Annotated in this window: 21 protein-coding genes and 1 other RNA gene; 19 read left to right on the forward strand and 3 right to left on the reverse strand. The window is 71.3% G+C overall.

All coding sequences use genetic code 11. From position 1 onward, the window contains the following. The first annotated feature begins 208 nt into the window (after positions 1 to 208). The 3 genes from cysM (at position 209) to PO879_RS05180 (ending at position 2,227) form a co-directional block, all read left to right on the forward strand. Positions 209 to 1,096 carry a cysteine synthase CysM gene (gene cysM / locus PO879_RS05170; RefSeq protein ID WP_347568623.1) on the forward strand — a complete coding sequence of 296 codons (888 nt, stop codon included), beginning with the start codon at positions 209 to 211 and terminating at the stop codon, positions 1,094 to 1,096. Positions 1,097 to 1,204: 108 nt separating this feature from the next. Then, complete coding sequence (locus PO879_RS05175) at positions 1,205 to 1,804, forward strand: GyrI-like domain-containing protein (RefSeq protein WP_278236861.1); 600 nt, start codon at positions 1,205 to 1,207, stop codon at positions 1,802 to 1,804. A 228-nt stretch (positions 1,805 to 2,032) separates the two neighbouring features. Then, entirely contained in the window at positions 2,033 to 2,227 is a 195-nt protein-coding gene (locus PO879_RS05180) for a hypothetical protein (protein ID WP_278236862.1), read from the forward strand. 45 nt (positions 2,228 to 2,272) lie between these two features. Here the strand turns inward: PO879_RS05180 and PO879_RS05185 are convergent, their stop codons facing one another. Both PO879_RS05185 and PO879_RS05190 read right to left on the reverse strand, forming a co-directional pair. Continuing rightward, positions 2,273 to 2,962, reverse strand: coding sequence for an SRPBCC family protein (locus PO879_RS05185; protein WP_278236863.1), 690 nt, complete (start codon positions 2,960 to 2,962; stop codon positions 2,273 to 2,275). A gap of 43 nt (positions 2,963 to 3,005) precedes the next feature. Further along, positions 3,006 to 3,767 (reverse strand): HNH endonuclease family protein, encoded by a 762-nt coding sequence (locus PO879_RS05190; RefSeq protein ID WP_278236864.1) that lies wholly within the window; start codon positions 3,765 to 3,767, stop codon positions 3,006 to 3,008. A gap of 108 nt (positions 3,768 to 3,875) precedes the next feature. On the opposite strand from PO879_RS05190, the gene PO879_RS05195 reads away from it, so the two are divergent. The 9 genes from PO879_RS05195 (at position 3,876) to PO879_RS05235 (ending at position 13,221) form a co-directional block, all read left to right on the forward strand. After that, complete coding sequence (locus PO879_RS05195) at positions 3,876 to 4,991, forward strand: magnesium and cobalt transport protein CorA (protein ID WP_278236865.1); 1,116 nt, start codon at positions 3,876 to 3,878, stop codon at positions 4,989 to 4,991. 24 nt (positions 4,992 to 5,015) lie between these two features. Further along, positions 5,016 to 5,384, forward strand: a complete 369-nt coding sequence (locus PO879_RS05200) for an ankyrin repeat domain-containing protein (RefSeq protein ID WP_278236866.1) — start codon at positions 5,016 to 5,018, stop codon at positions 5,382 to 5,384. 22 nt (positions 5,385 to 5,406) lie between these two features. After that, a complete protein-coding gene (gene prfB, locus PO879_RS05205; RefSeq protein WP_278236867.1) occupies positions 5,407 to 6,516 on the forward strand; it encodes a peptide chain release factor 2 in 1,110 nt (369 codons plus the stop codon). Between the two features lie 209 nt (positions 6,517 to 6,725). Then, entirely contained in the window at positions 6,726 to 7,631 is a 906-nt protein-coding gene (gene ftsE / locus PO879_RS05210) for a cell division ATP-binding protein FtsE (RefSeq protein ID WP_278236868.1), read from the forward strand. 3 nt (positions 7,632 to 7,634) lie between these two features. Further along, the gene (gene ftsX / locus PO879_RS05215) at positions 7,635 to 8,546 is read left to right on the forward strand and encodes a permease-like cell division protein FtsX (protein WP_278236869.1); all 912 of its coding nucleotides are present in this window, start codon (positions 7,635 to 7,637) and stop codon (positions 8,544 to 8,546) included. 6 nt (positions 8,547 to 8,552) lie between these two features. Beyond that, entirely contained in the window at positions 8,553 to 10,094 is a 1,542-nt protein-coding gene (locus PO879_RS05220; RefSeq protein WP_278236870.1) for a M23 family metallopeptidase, read from the forward strand. A 100-nt stretch (positions 10,095 to 10,194) separates the two neighbouring features. Continuing rightward, a complete protein-coding gene (gene smpB, locus PO879_RS05225; RefSeq protein ID WP_278236871.1) occupies positions 10,195 to 10,701 on the forward strand; it encodes an SsrA-binding protein SmpB in 507 nt (168 codons plus the stop codon). A 143-nt stretch (positions 10,702 to 10,844) separates the two neighbouring features. Next, positions 10,845 to 11,211, forward strand: a transfer-messenger RNA (tmRNA) gene (gene ssrA, locus PO879_RS05230). Positions 11,212 to 11,394: 183 nt separating this feature from the next. Further along, positions 11,395 to 13,221, forward strand: a complete 1,827-nt coding sequence (locus PO879_RS05235; protein WP_278236872.1) for a BCCT family transporter — start codon at positions 11,395 to 11,397, stop codon at positions 13,219 to 13,221. Positions 13,222 to 13,381: 160 nt separating this feature from the next. Here the strand turns inward: PO879_RS05235 and PO879_RS05240 are convergent, their stop codons facing one another. Continuing rightward, positions 13,382 to 14,368 (reverse strand): DUF4349 domain-containing protein, encoded by a 987-nt coding sequence (locus tag PO879_RS05240; RefSeq protein WP_278236873.1) that lies wholly within the window; start codon positions 14,366 to 14,368, stop codon positions 13,382 to 13,384. A 177-nt stretch (positions 14,369 to 14,545) separates the two neighbouring features. On the opposite strand from PO879_RS05240, the gene PO879_RS05245 reads away from it, so the two are divergent. The 7 genes from PO879_RS05245 (at position 14,546) to nagB (ending at position 22,290) form a co-directional block, all read left to right on the forward strand. Next, positions 14,546 to 15,700, forward strand: coding sequence for an ROK family transcriptional regulator (locus PO879_RS05245; protein ID WP_278236874.1), 1,155 nt, complete (start codon positions 14,546 to 14,548; stop codon positions 15,698 to 15,700). Between the two features lie 70 nt (positions 15,701 to 15,770). Continuing rightward, positions 15,771 to 17,126, forward strand: coding sequence for an extracellular solute-binding protein (locus tag PO879_RS05250; protein ID WP_278236875.1), 1,356 nt, complete (start codon positions 15,771 to 15,773; stop codon positions 17,124 to 17,126). Positions 17,127 to 17,228: 102 nt separating this feature from the next. Next, complete coding sequence (locus PO879_RS05255; RefSeq protein WP_278236876.1) at positions 17,229 to 18,170, forward strand: sugar ABC transporter permease; 942 nt, start codon at positions 17,229 to 17,231, stop codon at positions 18,168 to 18,170. After that, positions 18,167 to 19,078: a carbohydrate ABC transporter permease gene (locus tag PO879_RS05260; protein WP_278236877.1), complete on the forward strand. Its 912-nt coding sequence runs from the start codon at positions 18,167 to 18,169 to the stop codon at positions 19,076 to 19,078. The genes PO879_RS05255 and PO879_RS05260 overlap by 4 nt, the downstream gene beginning before the upstream one ends. Before the next feature lies 1 nt (position 19,079). Continuing rightward, positions 19,080 to 20,075, forward strand: coding sequence for an ROK family protein (locus tag PO879_RS05265; protein WP_278236878.1), 996 nt, complete (start codon positions 19,080 to 19,082; stop codon positions 20,073 to 20,075). Between the two features lie 93 nt (positions 20,076 to 20,168). Further along, positions 20,169 to 21,485, forward strand: coding sequence for an extracellular solute-binding protein (locus tag PO879_RS05270; protein ID WP_278236879.1), 1,317 nt, complete (start codon positions 20,169 to 20,171; stop codon positions 21,483 to 21,485). A 22-nt stretch (positions 21,486 to 21,507) separates the two neighbouring features. After that, positions 21,508 to 22,290 carry a glucosamine-6-phosphate deaminase gene (nagB, locus tag PO879_RS05275; protein ID WP_278236880.1) on the forward strand — a complete coding sequence of 261 codons (783 nt, stop codon included), beginning with the start codon at positions 21,508 to 21,510 and terminating at the stop codon, positions 22,288 to 22,290. Positions 22,291 to 22,365 lie beyond the last annotated feature (75 nt).

Raw genomic sequence — 22,365 nt, forward strand, 5'->3', positions numbered from 1 at the left:
GCGCCGTGCACGGACAGTGCTGATCGTCGGGGCGGACGGACGCGCCGCACCGTTCGCGGTCGCCGCGTGATCGTCGTGCCACGTCGACGCCCCCGTGGTGGACGTAGGCTCCCTCATCCTTGCGGCGAGGTCGAGCAGTCGGCTGCGAGTCTTCGGCGACCGTCGCCGTAGACTCCGGCGGGTGAGCAACCCCGCGTCGTACCCCACGATGGAGGACGTCATCGGCGGCACCCCGCTGGTGCGTCTGCAGCGCCTGCCGGGGCCGGAGAACGAACGCCGCGGCAACGTGCTGCTCGCCAAGCTCGAGGGGAACAACCCGGCCGGCTCGGTGAAGGACCGGCCGGCGATCAGCATGATCCGGGGCGCCGAGGAGCGAGGGGAGATCGCCCCCGGCGACACCCTGCTGGAAGCCACGTCCGGCAACACCGGGATCGCCTTGGCGATGGCGGCGGCGATCAGCGGCTACCCCCTCGTCATCGTGATGCCCGAGGACGCCTCCACCGAGCGGATCCAGACGATGAAGGCGTACGGAGCCGACCTGGTGCTCACCTCGGCGAAGGGCGGCATGGAAGAGGCCCGCGACGTCGTGACGCGGATGGAGCGGGAGGGCCGCGGCCGGGTCCTGGACCAGTTCGGCAACCCGGACAACCCCCGTGCCCACGAGGTCGGCACGGGCCCGGAGTTGTGGCGCCAGACCGACGGACGGATCACGCACTTCGTGTCCGCGATGGGCACCACCGGCACGATCACCGGGGTCTCGCGGTTCCTGGAGTCGCGCAACCCCGAGGTCCAGATCGTCGGGGCCCAGCCCGCGGAGGGCTCGCGGATCCCCGGGATCCGCGCCTGGCCACCGGAGTACGTGCCGAGGATCTTCGACCCGTCGGCGGTGGACCGCACCGTGGAGGTCACCCAGACCGACGCCGAGGCGATGGCCCGCCGGCTGGCCCGCGAGGAGGGCATCTTCGGCGGTGTGTCCGCGGCCGGCGCGTGCTGGACCGCCCTGCAGGTGGCCGAGGAGGTCGAGGGGGCGACGATCGTCTTCGTGGTCTGCGACCGCGGCGACCGGTACCTCTCCAGCGGCGTGTTCCCCGCCTGAGAGTTCTGGCCGACGCCCAGGCCCCGCGGCACGGTACGAGGAAACCGACAGATCGGGCCTGTCCACCGACGGCGTGCGACCCATGGCGCCGGACGGGATTCTGGAGGTGTGACCGCCGTCGACCCGAAGAAGACCTGGCGCTCCCTGTACTCCGCGCCGCGCGAGCCGGAGCTCATGACCGTGCCGCCCCGGCCCTACCTGCTGGTCGACGGCGCGGGAGCGCCGGGTGGCCCGGCGTACCTGGCCGCGGTGACGAGCCTGTACCCGGTGGCCTACGCCCTGCGTGCCGCCGTCAAGGAGGCCACCGGGACCGCGTACACGGTGATGCCGCTGGAGGGCCTGTGGTGGGCCGAGGAGATCGAGCGGTTCCGCGAGCTGCCGCGCTCGGCGTGGCTCTGGACGATGATGATCAGCCTGCCCGACGACGTCGCGGCGGTCCCGGCGGCCGACCTCGTCGAGCGCACGACGGCGGCACGCGACCTGCCGGCTCCCGTCCGGCTGGAGCACTTCGGTGACGGCGAGGCCGCCCAGGTGCTCCACGTCGGGCCGTACTCCGCCGAGGCGCCGACGGTGGACGCGCTGCACTCCTTCGTCGAGGCCTCGGGACGGGAGCTGACCGGACGGCACCACGAGATCTACCTGTCCGACCCGCGGCGGGTCGCGCCTGAACGGTTGCGGACGATCATCCGGCAGCCGGTGACTGCATGATGGACGCGCCGCCGGGTCGCTGTCGTCGGGAATCCAGCTGCGCCCGCCTGGTAGGGCGGGAATCCGGTGGTGTCGGTGGCCGCAGATGCAGTCGCGCGCAAGGACTGCGGCACGGCATTGCTCGCCGTGGTGAGTGCGCGGCAGCGGCACCCGACCGGAGGATAGAGGCGTCGTGCCGTGCATATGCGTCCGCTCGTGTTGTCGGACGCCGCCCCTACTCTGCCTGTCATGACCCCTACGGATGCCCTGCGCAACGCCCGTCCGAGGATTCAGGCGGCGGTCGCTCAAGGTTCCTTCCTCGCGTGCCAGGAGGCACAGGCCGCCGGAGCCTCCGAGCATGACGTCGCCGCGATCCTCAAGGCCTACGCCTGGGCGTGGAAGGATCTCGCGGAGTGGCTCGACGAACGTGGCGCGACCGTCTAGCGCCGTGGGAACGATGGGGCCGGTGCCGGGGTGAGCGGCTGACCGTCACGTCCGAGCTGGGGGAGCGGCCGCCAGCTCGGCGAGCCGGCGCATCATGCGCCGGCTCATCGCGGCGCTGACCAGGCTGAGGGCCTCGGACACGGCCCGGTCGACCGGGCGCTTCGACTCGTACCGCTCGCGCAGGTGCAGCCGGGTGGCCGGCGCCGGCCCGACGGAGACCGACTCGAGGTGGAACGCCCAGGTGAAGTCGTGACCCTCGGGTGCGCCGTCGGCCCTCTGGGAGGTCACCACCAGGTGGCTGCCGGGCACGACCTCGGCCACCCGCAGCGCCAGGTCCGGGTGGAGACGGAAGGCGTCGCCGACCTGGACGTCCTGCCACTCGGGGTGGATCGTCGTCGCGCCGGTGATCCGGCAGCCGACGAGGTTCTCCAGCGCCTCGAACGAGTAGAAGCCGGCCTTGTCCTGGCCGAGCTGGGCGATCCACGGCCAGACGTCCGGCGGTGGGGCCGCGATGGTGCACGCCCGGTCGGCCTGGACGACGCCGCCTTCCAGCAGTTCGTCGCCGGGCAGCCAGACGCGCGTCTCTGCCTCGGTGGTGCCGAGCCGCCGGTGCGCACCGGTGGCGACCACGCCGGCCGCGGCGGTGAGGCCGGCGACCGCCGGCGCCGCGAGCACGGCCACCGCGGCGCGTCGTCTCGTCCTGGAGGCCGTCGTCCCGTCCGGTGCGTCGCTCACGGTGTCCATTCTTCTCCGATCGCTCGGGGTCGCACGGCGCGGGTCAGCACGACTCGAGCACGCGCGTCATGGCGTCCTTCTCGGGCTGCGTGACGGCGAGGTCGTAGTCGGCCTTGATGTCGATCTGCGCCGCGACGTACTGGCAGCGGAACGACCTGTTCGGCGGCAGCCACTCGGCCGCGTTCGCCGCGCCCTTGGCGCGGTTCTCGCTGGGGTCGACCATGAGAAGGTTGGCGGGGTCGTTGGCGAACTCCTCGCGGCGGTCCTCGTTCCAGGCGTGCGCGCCGGAGATCCACGCGTTCTGCAGGGCGACGAGGTGCTCGGCGTCGAGGGACAGCGCCAGGTCGTCGCTGCCGCGCTCGAACGCGCGGTCCGTCTCCCCGGTGTACGGCTCGGTCTCCATCGTGCCGGTCAGGACGGTGCAGCCGTCGTCGTCCACCGTCTCCTCGACGAGGTCGCGGGCGAGCATGTCGTTGCGGGCGTCGCAGCCGTTGCCGTCCGGGTCGGTCCAGTGGTCGAACTCGTCGCGGTCGTAGCCGGTCTGCGGTGCCTTGCCCTTGACGGTGATCCCGTCGAGCTGGGCGGTGACCTGCTCGACGTCCACCGACCCGTCCGGGACGGCGGACGAGTCGTCGCCGGAGTCGCCGGTCGCAAGGTCGCCGTCGCCGAGGACGGCGCCCGCCGCCTCGGAGACCATCTCCCCGAGGCCGAGGTCGAGGTTCAGCCGCTCGTCGAGGTCGGTGGCCACGACGGTGACGGCGGCGGCGAGCAGGACGGCGATCAGGCCGGTGAGTGTGCGACGCATCCGCACACCTCACCAGGTCGGACGGCCCGGGCGGCGGCGCCCACGCCGGTGTCTGCGCTGCTGAGACGTACGTCGCTGCGTAGGCTGCCCGCGAGGGGAAGGGGTCGCATGACGCACGAGGACACCGGTGCCACGCCGTCGCGCCGTCGGGACCTGCTGCGGCGACGCGCCGCGGCCGCGCCGCCGTCGGCGCCGGCCGAGGTGCCGCACCTGACCCGGTACGTCGAGGACGGCCGTCCGTCGCCGGCGCCGCCGGGCGCGAGCGTGGCCGACGGCCTGCGGTTCGCCGACTCCGCGGACGACCGCATGACCATGTCCCTCTACCCGCGCCCGACGGAGCCCGCCGTGCGGGAGCTGGCCGAGGCGTGGGACCTGCACCCGCTGGTCGTCGAAGACCTGCTGCACGCCCACCAGCGGCCGAAGCTCGAGCGCTACGGGGACATCCTGTTCCTCGTCGTACGGTCGGCCTGGTACGTCGACGCCGAGGAGGACGTGGTCCTGGGGGAGTTCCACGTCCTCGTGCGGCCGGGGGCCGTGGCGGTCCTGTGTCAGGACGGTCGCTGGATCGACGGCACACCCGCCGCCGGACTCGACGAGGAGACCGTCCGCGCCGACAGGACGGTGGGCACCCTGCTCGCCGACGAGCACCTGCTCCGGCTCGGGCCGGAGGCGGTCGCCTACCGGTTGCTGGACGCGATCGTCGACGGGTACGCGCCCGTGCTGCAGGGCGTCGGGATCGACAAGGAGCAGATCGAGCGGCAGGTCTTCAGCGGGGACGCCGCGGTGGCCGAACGCATCTACCGCCTCAGCCAGGAGGTGATCGACATGCAGCACGCGACGACGTCGCTGACCGAGGTGCTCGAGTCGCTGCGGGCGGGCTTCGCGAAGTACGCCGTCGCCGCCGAGCTGCAGGCCTACCTGCAGGACGTCTCGGACCACCTCACCCGCGCCGACGCGCGCGTGCGGGAGTACCGCGAGGCGCTCGGGCAGATCCTCGACGTCAACGCGACGCTGGTCGCGCAGCGCCAGAACGAGGACATGAAGAAGATCTCCGGCTGGGCCGCGATCCTCTTCGCCCCGACCCTGGTCGCCGCCGTCTACGGCATGAACTTCGAGGTCATGCCCGAGCTGCACTGGGCGTTCGGCTACCCGCTGGCGGTCGGCCTGATGCTGACCTTCTCCGTGGTGCTGTACGTCGTCTTCAAGCGCGGCCGGTGGATGTAGCGGCCGGTCCACTACTGTCGAGCCATGAGCGACGACCGGCTGCCCGTCGACCTGGACCAGATGTTCGACCTCGCCCGCGCCGGCGCGGACCTGCTGCTGGAGTTCGTCGACGACGGCGTCCCCGTCGACCTCGCCGACGTCCACGGCAACTCCCTGCTCATGCTCGCCGCCTACCACGGCCACGCCGATCTGGTCCGGGGCCTCGCGCAGCGGGGAGCCGACGTCGACCGGCTCAACGAGCGCGGCCAGTCCCCGCTCGCCGGCGCGGTGTTCAAGGGTGACCCGGCCGTCGTCGACGTCCTCGTCGCGGCGGGCGCCGACGTCGACGCCGGTCAGCCGAGCGCCCGCACGACGGCCCGGATGTTCGAGCGTCCGGTGCCGGGAGAGGCGTGAGCGAAAGGTAGGCTGGTTCCTCGTGGCCACTATCGACTTCCCCGCCGAGATCAAGGGGCTCCGCTCCACCCTCGAGTCCATCGAGTCGGTGAGCGACCCCTCTGCCCTGGAGGCGAAGATCGCCGAGCTCTCCGAGCAGGCGGCCGCTCCCGACCTCTGGGACGACCAGGAGAATGCGCAGCGCGTCACCTCGGCCCTGTCGCACGCCCAGGACGAGCTCGACCGGGTCAAGAAGTTCAGCAGCCGCATCGACGACGTCGAGACGCTCGTCGAGCTCGGCCACGAGATGGACGACGCCGACTCGCTCGCCGAGGCCGAGACCGAGGTCGCCGCGCTGCGCAAGGAGCTCGACTCCCTCGAGGTGCGCACCTTGCTCAGCGGCGAGTACGACGCCCGCGAGGCCGTCGTGACGATCCGCGCCGGCGCCGGCGGCGTCGACGCCGCGGACTTCGCCGAGATGCTCATGCGCATGTACCTGCGCTGGGCCGAGCGCCACGGCTACCCGGCCAAGGTCATGGACACCTCCTACGCCGAGGAGGCCGGTCTGAAGTCGGCCACGTTCGAGGTGAACACCCCGTACGCGTTCGGGCACCTGTCGGTCGAGGCCGGCACGCACCGCCTGGTGCGCATCTCGCCGTTCGACAACCAGGGCCGTCGCCAGACGTCGTTCGCCGCGGTCGAGGTCATCCCGCTCATCGAGCAGACGGACCACATCGAGATCGACGAGAACGAGCTGAAGATCGACGTCTTCCGCTCCTCGGGCCCCGGTGGTCAGTCGGTCAACACCACCGACTCGGCCGTGCGCATGACGCACATCCCGACCGGCACCGTGGTGTCGATGCAGAACGAGAAGTCGCAGATCCAGAACCGTGCCGCCGCGCTGCGCGTCATGCAGTCCCGCCTGCTGCTGATCCGTCAGCAGGAGGAGGCCGCCAAGAAGAAGGAGCTCGCCGGCGACATCAAGGCGAGCTGGGGCGACCAGATGCGCTCCTACGTGCTGCACCCGTACCAGATGGTCAAGGACCTGCGCACCGAGCACGAGTCCGGCAACACCCAGAACGTGTTCGACGGCGCGATCGACGACTTCATCGAGGCCGGCATCCGGTGGCGGCGCAACCAGGCGGACGACTGACCTTCTCCTGAGCCGCCGGGTCGCGCGCAGCGTCGACCGTCGCGGCAGCGACCCGCGAAAAACGGTCAATCCCGGGCGATTGCGGCAAGCAACCGACGCGTCACCACGACACGCCGCGTGTCTGTCTCCCCGCGCCCGTCGCGGCGTGCGAGTCTCGGAGCGGGCGGTCGCCGACGCGTGCGACGACGCCGCCCAGGGGGAGGTACGTCGTGATCCGGTTCGAGAACGTCTCGAAGGTCTATGCGCGGGGGGCGCGCCCTGCGCTGGACGACGTCTCCGTCGACGTCGAACGCGGCGAGTTCGTGTTCCTCGTGGGGGCCTCCGGCTCCGGGAAGTCGACGTTCCTGCGCCTCGTGCTGCGCGAGGAGCGCCCGACCGGCGGGCGCGTCTACGTCGCCGGCCGTGACCTGACGCGCCTCTCGCCGTGGCGGGTGCCCGGCCTGCGCCGCGGCATCGGCATGGTGTTCCAGGACTTCCGGCTGCTGCCGAACAAGACCGTCTACGAGAACGTCGCGTTCGCCCTGCAGGTCATCGGCCGTCCCCGCCACCACATCCGCACCACCGTGCCCGAGGTGCTGGAGTGGGTGGGCCTGGACGGCAAGGAGAAGCGCCGGCCGCACGAGCTGTCCGGTGGGGAGCAGCAGCGCGTCGCCATCGCGCGCGCCTTCGTCAACCGGCCCAAGATCTTGCTCGCCGACGAGCCCACCGGCAACCTCGACCCCACCACCTCGCAGGGCATCATGCGCCTGCTGGACCGCATCAACCGCACCGGCACCACCGTGGTCATGGCGACGCACGACGACGAGATCGTCAACGAGATGCGTCGACGCGTCGTCGAGCTGTCCACCGGGCGCATCGTGCGCGACGAGGTCGAGGCCGCCTACGGCCGTCGCGAGGAGATCCTGCCCCAGGTCGGACCCGTCGCCGTCCTCGACGCCCCCGGTCGCGGGGTGCCCGCCCGCCGCATCTCCGTGCGGCCGGAACCGGGCGACGTCGCGGCCGAGCGCGCTGCCGAGCAGGCGGCCGCCCGGGGCGTCGACCCCCCGCCGGTCGAGGTCGACGAGGACTCCCGCGAGATGTCGGGTGCCATGGCGTCCCGGGCCGAGGAGGCCTGAGCGGTGCGCCTGCAGTTCATCCTCGGCGAGGTCTTCCGCGGACTGCGCCGCAACGCCACGATGGTGGTCTCGGTCGTCCTCGTCACGTTCGTGTCGCTGACGTTCGTCGGGGCCGCGGCGCTGCTCCAGATGCAGATCGACAAGCTCCAGGGCGACTGGTACGACCTGGTCGAGGTGTCGGTCTTCCTCTGCCCGGAGGGGTCGACGGCGTCGACCTGCGCCGGGGGAGAGGCGACCGAGGAGCAGATCAGCACCGTCGAGCGCACGATCAGCACCGAGCTCGACGACGTGGTGTCCACGGTCTACTTCGAGTCGAAGGAAGACGCGTTCGAGGCGTTCTCCGCCCAGTACCCGGACGGCTACCAGGGCACCCAGCTGACCGAAGAAGACATGCAGGCGTCCTTCCGTCTCCAGCTCGCCGACCCCGAGCAGTACCAGGTGGTCGACGAGGTCCTCTCGGGGCGGGACGGCGTCGAGGTGGTCGAGGACCAGCGCGCGATCTTCGAACCGCTGTTCCTGGCCCTGAACCGTTCCTCGCTCGTCGCGGTCGGCCTGGCGGTCGTCATGCTCGTGGCCGCCGCCCTGCTCATCATCACGACCATCCGGCTTTCCGCCGTCTCCCGGCAGCGGGAGACCGGCATCATGCGGCTCGTGGGTGCCTCGACGCTGTTCGTCCAGCTGCCCTTCATGCTCGAGGGCGCCCTCGCGGCGCTGCTCGGCGCCGTGCTGGCCGTGATCGGGCTGTGGGCGGCCGTGCAGTACCTGGTGATCGACTGGCTCGCGGAGTCGGTCGACTGGGTCGAGCACGTCACCACGGCCGACGTGCTCACGATCGCCCCGCTGCTGCTGGGGCTGGCCGTGGCGGTCGCCGCCGTGTCCTCCGCCGTGACGCTCCACCGCTACACGAGGGTGTGATCCGCCGTGCCCGACGTCGTCCGCCTGCGCCGCGCCCTCGCCGGGGTGCTCGCGACCCTGCTGCTGATCGGCCCGACCGCGCCGGTCGTCGCCGACGAGCTCGACGACCAGCGGGCGGCCGCCGAGGAGGAGCAGCGCCAGAAGCGGCAGGAGCGGCAGGACCTGCAGCACGAGCTGGAGGACACCAACGCCGAGTTCGCCCAGGCCGTGCTCGACCTCAACGAGGTCGAGGGCCGGCTGCCCGTCGCCCAGGCCGAGCTCGCCGAGGCCCAGGCAGCCCTCGCCGAGGCGCGGCGCAAGGCCGCCGTCCTCGCCGACCGGCTGGCCGACGCCGAGGAGGAGGAGAAGACGGTCTCGGAGCAGATCGTCGCGGGAGAGGGCAAGGCTGAGGAGGCGCGGGGCGACGTCGCGGCCATGGCGCGCGAGGCGTACCGGCGCGGCGACGACGTGAGCACCATCGGGCTCGTCACCGGCGCGCAGTCGACCGAGGAGTTCCTCCGCGACGTGTCCGTGACGTCCTCGGCGGCGCGCAGCCGCTCGCGGTCGGTGGCCGAGCTGCAGGAGGCGGAGACCGTCGCCCGCAACCAGCAGGCCCGTCTCGACGCGATCCGCGAGACCATCGCCGACCTCAAGGCGGAGGCCGACGCCAACGTCGTCGCCGCTCAGGAGGCCGAGCAGCAGGCGGCGGAGCGCAAGGCCGAGGTCGAGCGGCTGATCGAGGAGCAGCAGCGGCTCAAGGCGTCGATCGCCTCCCAGCGGGACGAGACGATCGCCGAGCTGGAGGAGAACGAGGACGAGCGCGCCCAGCTCCAGTCCGAGATCAAGGACATCATCGCCCAGCAGGCCGAGCGCGACCGCCGGCTCGAGGAGGAGCGCCAGCGCCGCGAGGAGGAGGAACGCCAGCGCCGTGAGGCCGAGGCCCGGCGGCAGGCCGAGCGCGAGGCCGAGCGCCGGGCCGAGCAGCGCGCCGAGCAGAACCAGAACTCCGGCGGCGGTGGGGGCGGCTCCAGCTCCGGGGGCGGTGGTGGCTCCGGAGGCGGCGGTTCCAGCTCCGGCGGGGGCGGCGGATCCAGCTCGGGCGGCGGTGGCTCGAGCTCCGGCGGGGGCGGGGGTTCCAGCTCCGGCGGCGGGTCGTCGTCCTCGGGGCCGTTCCTCGGCTGGCCCACGAACTACCGGGTCGTCACCAGCAGCTACGGGATGCGGTACCTGGAGATGTACGGCTACACCCGGCTGCACGCCGGCACCGACATCCGCAGCTACTGCGGCACGCCCATCTACTCCTCCCAGAGCGGGTACGTGGAGCAGGCGTACTACGGTTCCGGCCCGGGCAACAACGTCCTGATCAACCACGGCAGGCACCGCGGCGACAGCGTCATGAGCCGCTACCTGCACCTGTCGCGCGACGTGGTGTCCGTGGGCCAGAAGGTCTCCAAGGGACAGGTCATCGGGTACTCCGGCAGCACCGGGTCCTCCGGCGCGTGCCACCTCCACTTCGAGGTGTGGGTCAACGGCAGCACCGTCGACCCGATGGGCGGCTGGCTCAACTGACCTCGGGGGCGGGCCGCGTGCCGCCCTGAGCGAAAATGCGCTGGTCCGGGCGCCGGGGGTGCGTATCCTGGACTGTCGCGCTACCTGGGAGGAGGAGACCGTGTCCAACAAGGCCAAGGGCGCCAAGAAGAAGCAGCAGTCCGCGGACCCGCGCCAGCTCGTGGCGAACAACAAGAAGGCCCGTCACGACTACGTGATCGAGGACGTGCTCGAGGCCGGCATCGTCCTGTCCGGGACCGAGGTCAAGGCCCTGCGCATGGGACGCGCGTCGCTGGCCGAGAGCTACGTCGCCGTCGACCACGACGAGGCCTGGCTGGAGAACGCGCACATCCCCGAGTACTTCCAGGGCACCTGGAACAACCACGCACCGCGGCGACGGCGCAAGCTGCTGCTGCATCGTGAGGAGATCGACCGCCTCGGGGTGAAGTCCCGCGAGAAGGGCAAGACGATCGTCCCGCTGCGCCTGTACTTCCTGGACGGCCGGGCCAAGGTCGAGATCGCCCTGGCGCGCGGCAAGAAGGAGTACGACAAGCGGCAGACGCTGCGCGAGAAGCAGGACATGCGCGAGGCGCAGCGCGCGATGCGGCGCCAGGAGCTGCTCACCTGACCCGACCCGCGGGGTCGTGCCCGCGTGGTCCGACGACGGCGCGGCGGGCGGAAATATCTGTGCGACGTGCGCTGTTCATCCACTACAGTGAGACACGCTGGCGGCGGTACGCCGTGGCCGGCACGGATCTTGACAAATCCATAGGGGCTGATCGGTTTCGACGGTGGTCGTGATTCCAGGGGAAGCGGGCCGAGGAGGCAGGCTCATCTCGTCAACGCTGCCTGCAAACCCATAGGTGCCGATAACAAGCGCACCGACTTCGCCCTCGCCGCCTGAGCGAGCTCCGAAGTCCGTGAGCCCGGGAGCGCTCTCGACCCGGTAGCTCACGTCATCTAGAGAGCCACTGCTCGTCGCCCTCGTCACCGGGGCGGCGGGGACTCGCAGGTGACTGGGCCCGTCCGCACCTTGTCTGCGTGAGTGCGGGGGCCGAGAAAATCGAAGCAGACTGCGCCCGGAGAAGTCCTGGAACAGCGTCACCGGACCCGGGTTCGATTCCCGGCAGCTCCACTCGTCACGACGAAGGCCCACCTGACATCGCGTCAGGTGGGCCTTCGTCGTGCCCGGGGCCGCTCCGGCCGGCGGTGCGACACGCGGACTTCGCGCCAGCGGTGGACAGCACGGTCCGGCTTCGCCAAGGTGGTTGGATCCCGGCGTGACGGGGATCACCCGCTCGAGTGCGAAGAGAGGTCGGCCATGGCTGAAGGAAAGCTCGATACGCTCGCGAGGAGGCTGGGCCTGCAGACCAACCCGACGATCTTCTTCACGTCGGCCGGGCTCATGATCCTCTTCCTGCTCCTGCTGCTGATCTTCCCCACGCAGATCGGTGACGCCTTCGGCGTGGCACGGGAGTGGATCGTCACGAACCTGGGCTGGTTCTTCATCCTCGGGGTGTCGTTCTGGCTGGTGTTCCTCGCCTATGTCGCCCTGAGCAAGTACGGCAACCTCCGGCTGGGCGACAACGACTCGCGGCCCGAGTACTCGAACCTGTCGTGGTTCGCGATGCTCTTCGCCGGCGGCATCGGCACGGTGCTGATGTTCTGGGGCGTCGCCGAGCCCATCTCGCACTTCTCCTCGCCGCCCTTCGACGACGTCGCCGCGTACTCCGCCGAGGCGGCGAGCGACGCGATGTCGATCTCGCTGTACCACCTGAGCCTGCACACCTGGGCGATCTTCACGCTCCCGGGCCTGGCGTTCGGCTACTTCGTCTACCGCTACAAGCTGCCGCTGCGGGTCAGCTCCGTGTTCTACCCGTTCCTCAAGGAGCGCATCCACGGGCCGATCGGCAAGACGATCGACATCTTCGCCGTCCTGGGCACCCTGTTCGGGCTGGCGGTCTCCCTCGGGCTCGGGACGTCGCAGGTCGGCGCCGGCGTCAACGCGTTGTTCCCGAGCGTCGAGAACGGCACCCTGCTGCAGGTCGGCGTCATCACGGTGCTGACGATCGTCGCGGTGAGCTCGATCGTGGCCGGGCTGGACAAGGGCGTGCGGCGCCTGTCGAACATCAACATCCTCATGGCCGTCGGGCTGATGGTCTTCGTGCTGATCATGGGCGACACGCTGTTCCTGCTCCGTCAGATCCCCGAGAGCGCCGGCGTCTACGTGCAGGACCTCATCGGCCTGTCGTTCTGGAACGACGCGATGGCGCAGTTCACCGACGAGAACGGATGGGGCTGGCAGGGCGGCTGGACGGTCTTCTACTGGACGTGGACCGTCACGTGGGCGCCGTTCATGGGCGTGTTCCTGGCCCGCATCTCGAAGGGGCGCACGATCCGGCAGTTCGTCGGCGGCGTCCTGGTCGCCCCGTCGCTGTTCACGCTGGTGTGGTTCGTCATCTTCGGCTGGTCGGCGATGGAGCTCGACGGCATCGGCGGCAGCGGGGGAGAGATCTCGGCGGCGGTCGCGGACAACGTCGCCCTGGCCATGTTCACCTTCTTCGAGAACTATCCGGCGGCCACGTTGATCTCCGGCATCGCGGTGATCGTGGTGGCGCTGTTCTTCGCCACGTCCTCGGACTCGGCCTCGCTCGTGGTCGACATGCTGTGCGTCGGCACCTCGGAGTCCGGGCCGACCCGTCAGCGGGTGTTCTGGGGCGTCAGCGAGGGCATGCTGGCCGCGTCGCTGATCATCCTGGGCGGGGTCACGGGTCGGGACGGCCTGGCGGCGCTGCAACAGGTCATCACGGTGATCGGGCTACCGATCTTCATCCTGAACTTCCTCATGGTGTTCAGCCTCTACAAGTCCTTGCGGACCGAGCGCCATACCGCCGTCGAGGCGCAGTTCGCCGGCGTGATGGCCCGATGGCGGTTCATGGGCCGGGCCACCGCGGGCGCGCGGGCGACGGCGGAGCGTGCGGCCCAGCACAACGCGTCGGCTCGGTCGCGGTCGACCGCGACGTCCGGTGAGGGGATTCCGGCCGTCGGGTCGACGACGGAGGAGGGTCCGTCCTCGACCGGTGCCACGCCGACGGCCACGTCCACGACGACGGAGGCGGAGACGGACTCCCGTAGCACCACGGACTGACCCGGACACGACCGACCGGGACGCAACGGCCGGAGGGCTTTCCCTCCGGCCGTTGCCGTGTCCGGGAGCCGTGTCCGTGGCCGGCCTGAGCCGCGTCCGGCCCGAGCCGCGTCCGGCCGTCGTCGTGCGTGCCCTGCGGTGAACTGAAACCCGGGGTCGTTCAGCGCACCAGCTCGGGCTCGCGGTCCGGAGAGCCCGCCACCGGTGCCGGATCGTGCGGGTCCTCGGGCGAGGCGCCGTCGTCGGCACCCCCCGGGCCGGACGGCGGGGCGGAGGACGCCCGACGCCGGCGCACGATCCAGAACACGAGGAACCCGGCGCCGGCCAGCACGAGCCACGGCAGCAGGACGCCGAAGACCAGGACCACCGTCTGGACGAAGGCGACCAGGGCGCTCCAACCGGTCTCCAGACCGTCGGTGAACCCGCTCGACGGCGCCGTGACCGGGGCCGTGAGCGGCGTGATCTGGATGTGCAGGGTGGACATCGCCACCCGGTCGCTGAGCGCCTCGCGCTGCGCGACGAGCGAGTCGAGCTCGGCCTGACGCGACGCGAGCTCGCGCTCCACCTCGAGCAGGTCCTCGGTCGAGCCGGCCTCGGAGAGCAGCTCGGTCAGACGGCCGGTGGAGGTGGTCAGTGCCGAGATGCGGGCGTCGAGGTTCTGGCCCTGGCTGGTGACGTCGTCCCGGGAGATCTCGACCTGCTGGACGGTCGCGAGGTCGGAGATCGCGTCGACGGCGCTGGTCGTGCGCGCGGCAGGGATCCGCACGGTCATCGACGCCGCCCCGGGCTCGCCGTCGTGGTCGGGCGACTCCGTGAGCTGCTCGACACGTCCGCCCGCCTGCTCGACCATCCGGGTCAGCTCCGCCGTCGTGCGGGACGGGTCCGGCGAGGTCAGCTCGATCCAGCCCGTGACGACGACCTCGCGGTCGACGACCGCGGACGAGTCGCGCTCCGGAGCGACCACGGTCTCCCCGGCGACGGCGGCCGCCTCGTCGGCGGCGGCGCGGCCGTCCGACTCCTCGGTGACGGCGGCGTCGACGCCGGCGGAGACCCGGTCGTCGGAGCCGGTGCAGGCCGCGAGGCCCACCGTCAGCATCGCGGCGACGGTCAGGGCGGTGGCTCGGCGGCCGAGGGCTCGGGTCGGCATGACCACGACTCTAGGGCCCTGACCAGCGGTGATCTGCCGTTCCGCATCGATCGTGATGGGACCGTGCCAGGACCGTGACCTGTGTCCACCCCCTGGGATGAACGCACGGTAACGATCAAATAACGAAGGAGTGCATACGATAGACAGCGACTCTGTAAGGACGCTCTACTAACAAACATGACGACCACGACGACGCGCACCGGCCGACGAGGACTGGGCAGCGGCCTGCGAGCCACCTCGAAGGTGCTCCCCGAGCATGCTCGGGCGCACAACCGGTCGTTGGTGCTCCAGCAGCTCTTCCACGAGGGTCCGACCTCCCGGGCCGACCTGGCGCGGTCCACCGGCCTGACTCGGGTGACCGTCTCCGACCTCGTCGGCGTCCTGCTCGCCGAGGGGCTCGTGGAGGAGCTCGGCACCCAGCCGGGGCGTCGCGTCGGCAAGCCCGCGATCCTCGTCGGGATGCGGACCGACGCCTACCAGATCGTCGGTCTCGACCTCTCCGACGACACCGTGCTGCGCGGCGCGGTTCTCACCCTGACGGGGGAGGCCGTCGAGCGTCAGTCGCTGCCGGTCGACGGTCGGCGGGGCCAGGACCTCGTCGACCTGCTCGCCCGGTTCGCCCGGCGGCTCGTCGCGGGTGCCACGCGCCCGGTCATCGGCATCGGCGTCGGCTCGCCCGGCGTCGTCGACGCCTCCGGCCGCGTGGTCGAGGCGCCGAACGTCGAGTGGTACGACCTGCCGCTGGCCGAGCTGCTCACCGACCGGCTCGGCCTGCCGGTGCACGTGGCCAACGACGCCAACTCCGCGGCGCTGGCCGAGTACACCTACGGCGGTGCCGGCGACTCCATGCTCATGCTGACCGTGGGCAAGGGCGTCGGCGCGGGGGTCATGGTCGACGGCTCCCGCGTGCACGGGTCCGGCGACGCCGCCGGCGAGCTCGGGCACGTCACCGTCGTCGACGACGGCGGCGAGCCCTGCGCCTGCGGCCGCCGCGGCTGCCTCGAGACCATCCTGTCCGCCCCGGCGCTGCGCCGGGCCGTGGACGGGCTCGAGCGACCGGAGGTCGACGCCGTGCTGGCCGACGTCGGACGCACCCTGGGCAAGGCCCTCGCGCCCGTCGTGAGCGCCCTCAACCTCGGGGAGGTCATCCTCTCCGGACCGCCCGAGCTCCTCGCGGAGCCGCTGCGCGCAGCGGCTCGCGACACCATCACCGAGCGCACGATGCCGGCCACCTCGGCCGGCCTGGACCTGCGCATGGCCGCCCTCGACGACGACGTCGTCCTGGCCGGGGCAGCCGTGCTCGTCCTCGGCGCGCAGCTCGGTGTCTCCTGACCGACCCGAACGACACCCCACGGGCGGTGCGAACGATGCCGTCCTGCAACCCAGTGGAAGGAACCACCCCGTGAAGAGAACTCGACTCGTCGCCGCCACCGCGGCGTCGACGATCACCCTGGCCCTGGCGCTGACCGCGTGCAGCAGCGACACCACCGACGCCGGTGCGGAGAGCGGCAGCGACGCGGAGGAGACCACCGACGCCGCGCCGGAGGCCGCCGACCTGACGATGTGGGTCGCCGGTGGCGACACCCCGGACGAGCTGCGCGAGTACCTCATCGACACGTTCGAGGCCGAGAACGAGGGCTCGACGCTGACGATCGAGGAGCAGGACTGGGGCGACCTGGTCACCAAGCTGACCACCGCGCTGCCCGACGCCGAGAACACCCCCGACGTCGTCGAGCTGGGCAACACCCAGGCCCCGACCTTCACCAACGCCGGCGCGTTCCGCGAGATCTCGCCGGAGCTCTACGAGGAGCTGGGCGGGGACAACCTGCTCGAGTCCTTCGTCGAGGCCGGCACGGTCGACGGCACGGTCTACGCCCTGCCGTACTACTTCGGCTCGCGCTACATGTTCTACCGCGCCGACATCTGGTCGGACGCCGGTCTCGAGGTCCCGACCACGCTCGACGAGTTCGGCGAGGCCGTCAAGGAGCTCCGCACCGACGACATGTCCGGCTTCGCCCTCGGCGGCCAGGACTGGCGCAACGGCATCTCCTGGATCTTCGCCCACGACGGCGAGCTCGCCGTCAAGGAGGGCGAGGAGTGGGTCTCGACCCTCTCGGACGAGAACACGATCGCCGGTCTCGAGCAGTGGCAGGACGTCTACCAGGGCGCCTCGAACCTGCCGGCCACCGACCGCGACGTGGCCTACTGGGACTTCCTCAACGACACGGCCGACGGCGGCGCCCCGGACGCGGCGACCATCATGGCGCCGGGCTGGGCCCGCTGGTCGATCGGTGACCTCACCGAGAACGACGAGGGTGAAGAGGTCCGCGACGGCATGGCCGACGCGGAGAAGTTCGACATCTTCGCCCTGCCGGGCGTCGACGGCGGCGTGGCCCCGGTCTTCGCCGGTGGCTCGAACATGGCCATCTCGGCCCAGTCGCAGCACCCCGAGCTGTCCGAGAACCTGATGCGCATCATCTACTCGGACGAGTACCAGACCATGCTCGCCGAGAACGGTCTGGGGCCGGCCAACACCGAGTTCAACTCCATCATGGAGACGGACAAGTTCGGCGAGATCACCGTCGAGACCGCCGAGAGCTCCAAGCTCACGCCGGCCGCGCCGGGCTGGGCCGCCGTCGAGGGCGCCTCGGTCTACGAGGAGCTCTTCCAGAAGATCGCCGAGGGTGGTGACGTGGCCGAGCTCGCCGCCGAGTACGACGAGACGATCACGCCGATGCTCAACGGCCAGGCGGGCTGACGACCGAGCTCGTCGCACCGCACGCAACACCCTGAAGGGCGGGGTGGCGCCGCACGACCAGGCCGCCACCCCGCCCCTCCCATGACCGGGAAGGAGGACCGCATGACCACGACCACCGGCGCGAGCACGGCATCGGACGGCATCGCGATCCGCCGTCGGCGCAAGCCGGCCACGCCTTATCTCCTGCTGATCCCTGCGGTCGCCGCCCTCCTGGTCGGCCTCGGCTACCCCGTCTACTGGCAGATCGTCACCTCGCTGCAGGAGTTCGGGCTCATGCAGCAGTTCGGCGCTCCGCCGGAGTTCGTCGGGCTGGACAACTACGCCCGGATCTTCACCGACACCGAGGTCTGGTCCGTCGTCGCGAAGTCCATCGCGTTCTGCCTCGTCAACGCCCTGCTGACCGTCGGCATCGGGCTCGGCCTCGCCGTGCTCATGCGGTCCGTGCACGGCTGGGTGCGCATCACGATGCAGATCACCCTGCTGCTCGCCTGGGCCACGCCGCTGGTCGCGGCCGTGACCGTCTTCCGCTGGCTCTTCGACGACCGCAACGGCGTCGTGAACTGGCTGTTCGTCCAGCTCGGCCAGGAGAACCTCGACGGGTACAACTGGCTCGGCAACGTGTGGACGTTCTTCATGGTGGCGTCCTTCATCGTCATCTGGATGTCGGTGCCGTTCGTGGCCCTGTCCATCTACGCCGGCCTCACCCAGGTCTCCGAGGAGGTCCTCGAGGCCGCCCGCATCGACGGCGCCGGCTCCCGCCAGATCCTGTGGCGGATCATCATGCCGCTGGTGCGGCCCGTCATCGCGATCGTGCTGCTGCTCCAGATCATCTGGGACCTGCGCGTCTTCGCCCAGATCCGGCTCCTGCAGGACGCCGGCGCCCCGATCTCCGAGACGAACCTGCTCGGCAACTACATCTACGAGCTCGGCGTCGGCAGCCAGGACTTCGCCGGTGCCGCCGCCGTCTCGCTCTTCGTCCTGGTGCTGACGATGGTCCTGTCGGGGCCGTACGTCCGCTATCTCATGAAGGAGGACGCGGCATGAGCGCCGTCGTGACGGACACGGACACCCCGGCCCCCACGGCCCCCGCGAGCGGCCTGCGCCCGGTGCGCCGCCGTCGGGTCCGCCCCGGCAAGATCCTCCTCAGCGGGCTCGGGCTGCTGCTGGCCCTGGTGTGGGTCTTCCCGGTCTACTGGATGATGAACTCGGCGCTCACGCCGGACGCGATCCTCGGTGCCGACACCCCGAACTTCTTCCCCGTCCACTTCACGCTGACGAACCTGTCCTCGGTGCTGACCGACTCCGGGTTCCTCAACGCCCTCGGCATGAGCGTGATGGTCACCTTCCTGACGATCGCCCTCGTGCTGGCCTTCGCGTTCCTCGCCGCCCTGGCGATCAGCCGCTGGCGGTTCCGCGGCCGCACCAGCTTCATCCTCGCGGTGCTGTTCATCCAGATGCTGCCGGCCGAGGGCCTGTTCATCGCCCAATACCAGATGATGTCCAGCCTCGGGCTGCTCAACCAGGTCATCGGCATCTCCGTGCTCTACGTCGCGATGCTCGTCCCGTTCACGGTGTGGATGCTGCGCGGCTTCGTCGCCGGCGTCCCGATCGAGCTGGAGGAGGCCGCGATGGTCGACGGCCTCTCCCGCCCGAAGGCCTTCATCCGGATCACGTTCCCCCTGCTGGCCCCCGGCCTCATCGCCTCCGGCGTCTACGCGTTCCTGCAGGCGTGGAACGAGTTCACGACCGCGCTGGTGATCCTGCCGGCCGAGTCGGCCCAGACGCTGCCGATCTGGCTGCGCAGCTTCCTGTCGGCGTCGGCCAACCGGGGCATCAACTGGGCCGAGGTCATGGCGGCCTCCACGCTCATCGCGGTCCCCGTGATCATCTTCTTCCTGTTCGTGCAGGGACGGATGACCTCGGGCCTCGTCTCGGGTGCGGTGAAGGGCTGACGTGGGCGAGAGCAGCACGGTGACGCCGGTGGCGTCACCCGGTCTCAGCGTGGGCCTGGACATCGGCGGCACCAAGACGCTCGCCGTCGTGCTGGCCCCCGACGGGACCGTCATGGCACAGACGCGGCTCGCCACCTCGCGCGGCCACCACGGGGTCCTCGACGGCGCGGTCCGCGCCGTCGAGGGCGTCGCCCGGGCGGCCGGGGTCCCGGTCGAGGAGATCACCGGCGTCGGCGTCGGCATCCCCGGCCTCGTCGACGCCGACGAGGGCACGGTGCGGCACGCGGTCAACCTCGGCCTGGACGGCGAGCCCCTCGAGCTCGCCACCCTGCTCTCGGCGCGCCTCGGCGGCGTCGGGGTCGGCGTCGAGAACGACCTGAACGTCGCCGCCGTCGGGGCGGCCCACCTCGTCGAGACGAACGAGCCGACGACGGGCTCGACCGACCTGGCCTTCCTCGCCCTCGGCACCGGGCTCGCGGCCGGCATCGTGCTCGACGGCCGGCTGCGCCGCGGCAGCCACGGGGCGGCGGGGGAGATCGGGCACGTCCCGGTCGACCCGTCGGGTCCGCCGTGCGCCTGCGGGCAGCGCGGCTGCCTCGAGCTGTACGCCTCGGGGTCCGCAGTCACCGCCGCCTGGCCGACGACCACGGGACGCCCCGCGCCGGTCGAGCTCTTCGAGGCCGCCGACGCCGGAGACCCCGCAGCCGTCGCGGTGCGCGACCGGTACGCGCGCTCGGTGGCCGCGGCCGTGCGCATGCTCGTCCTGAGCGTCGACGTGCGCTACGTCGTCCTCGGCGGGGGCGTCTCCCAGCTCGGCGAGCCGCTGCTGCGCGTGGTGCAGGAGGCGCTCGAGGACGAGTCCGCGGCGTCGGCGTTCCTGCGCAGCCTCGACCTGCCCGGCCGCGTCCGGCTCGCCCCGGGCCGCGTGCCGGTCGGGGCCGTCGGTGCCGCCGTCGTCGGCCGCGGGTATGCCGCGCGGGTGCCCGACCTGCGCTGAGCCGCACCCCGGCTCCACCCCGAACCAGCACCCCGCACCGGTGGCACCACCCCTCGCCGCCGGTGCGACACGACCGAGAGGAACCCTCCACCCGTGCGCATCCGACGGACCTTGGCCGCGACGGTCGCCACCGGCGTCCTGGCCGCCTCCCTGACCGCCTGCGGACCCGAGGAGGTCGTGCCCGAGAGCTCGGACGACATCGTCCTGTGGCTCGTGGGCTCGGACACCGGCGACGAGCTGCGCGACCACCTCGAGACGACGTTCGAGGCGCGCAACCCCGGTGCGACGCTGACCATCGAGGAGAAGCAGTGGCCCACCCTCGTCGACGAGCTCGACGAGGCGCTGGAGGACCCGGCCGCCACCCCCGACGTCGTCGAGCTCGGCAACACCCAGGCGCCGACGTTCACCAACGCGGGCGACTTCCGGGCGGTCTCCCCGGAGCTGTACGCCGAGCTGGGCGGTGACGACCTGCTGCCGTCGTTCGTCGAGGCCGGGTCGGTCGACGGCACCGTCTACGCCCTGCCGTACTACTTCGGCTCGCGCTACGTCTTCTACCGAAAGGACGTGTGGCGCGAGGCCGGGGTCGAGGTGCCGGACACGCTCGACGAGTTCGGCGACGCCGTCGCCGAGCTGACGACCGGCAACCGGGCCGGGTTCGCCATCGGCGGCCAGGACTGGCGCAACGGCATCTCGTGGGTGTTCGCCCACGGCGGCGAGCTGGCGGTCAAGCAGGGCGGCTCGTGGGTCTCGACGCTGTCCGACCGGGACACCGTCGCCGGGCTCGAGGCCTGGCAGGACGTGTACGAGAGCGCCTCCTACCTGCCGGCGACCGAGGTCGACACCGGCTACTGGGCGTTCCTCAACGACGGCGTCGAGTCCGGCGAGCCGGCCGCCGCCGCGATGATGGCGCCCTCCTGGGCGCGGTGGGAGCTCGGGGACTGGGTGCGCAACGACGACGGCGCCGAGGTCCGCGACGGCATGGCCGACGACGAGACCTGGGGCATCTTCCCGCTGCCCGGCGTCGACGGCGGGGTCGCCCCCGTGTTCGCCGGCGGGTCCGTGCTGGCGGTCTCGGCGCTGACCCGCAACGCCGAGCTGTCCGAGGACCTGCTGCGGATCGTGTACGGCGACGAGTACCAGACGATGCTCGGCGAGTCGGGCCTCGGCCCGGCGAACACCGAGCTCACCGACGTGATGACCGGCGACAAGTTCGGGCGCACGCTGGTGGAGACGGCCGAGGCCTCCCAGCTCACCCCGCCGGCGCCGGGATGGGCCGAGATCGAGTCCCGCGGCCTGTACGAGGACATGTTCAAGGAGATCGCCCGCGGCGCCGACGTCGCGACGGTCGCCCGGGAGTACGACGCGCTCATCACCCCGCTCCTCGACGGCCCGGCCGTCGAGGAGGAGTGACCGACACAGGAAGGAGGCCTCCATGGAGGTCGTCATCGCTCCCGAGCAGGAGCTGGCGGCGCTGGCCGCCGACGCGATCGAGTCGTTGCTGCGTCGTCGTCCCCGGACCGTGCTGGGGCTGGCCACGGGCTCGAGCCCGCTGAAGGTCTACGACGAGCTGGCCCGCCGTCACGCCGAGGAGGGGCTGTCCTTCGCCGAGGCGCGGGGGTTCATGCTCGACGAGTACGTGGGTCTGGCCGCCGATCACCCGGAGCGGTACCGCAACGTCATCGCGACCGAGATCGCCGAGCGGGTGGACTGGCCCGCCGACCAGGTCCGGGGCCCGGACGGGCTGGCGTCGGACCTGCCGGCGGCGTGCGCGGCCTACGAGGAGTCGATCCGGGCGGCCGGGGGAGTGGACCTGCAGCTGCTGGGGATCGGGACCGACGGGCACATCGCGTTCAACGAGCCGGGGTCCTCGTTGGCCTCGCGCACGCGGATCAAGACGCTGACGCGCCAGACGCAGGTGGACAACGCCCGGTTCTTCGACGGTGACGTCGAGCGGGTGCCCACGCACTGTCTGACTCAGGGTCTCGGCACGATCATGGAGGCTCGTCACCTGGTGCTGCTGGCCACGGGCAAGCACAAGGCCGAGGCGGTGCACCAGCTCGTCGAGGGCCCGGTCTCGGCGCTATGGCCGGCGACGGTGATGCAGTTACACCCGCACGCCACGGTGCTGGTGGACGAGGCGGCCGCCTCGCGTCTGCAGCTGGCCGACTACTACCGCCAGACGTACGCCTCCAAGCCGGACTGGCAGGGCCTCTGAGCGAGCCCCCGCCCGGCGAGGTAGGCAACTTCCCCACCAGGTAGGCAACTTCCCCACCAGGTAGGCAACTTCCCC

The sequence above is a fragment of the Isoptericola sp. AK164 genome, from assembly GCF_029643425.1.
Lineage (GTDB): Bacteria > Actinomycetota > Actinomycetes > Actinomycetales > Cellulomonadaceae > Isoptericola > Isoptericola haloaureus.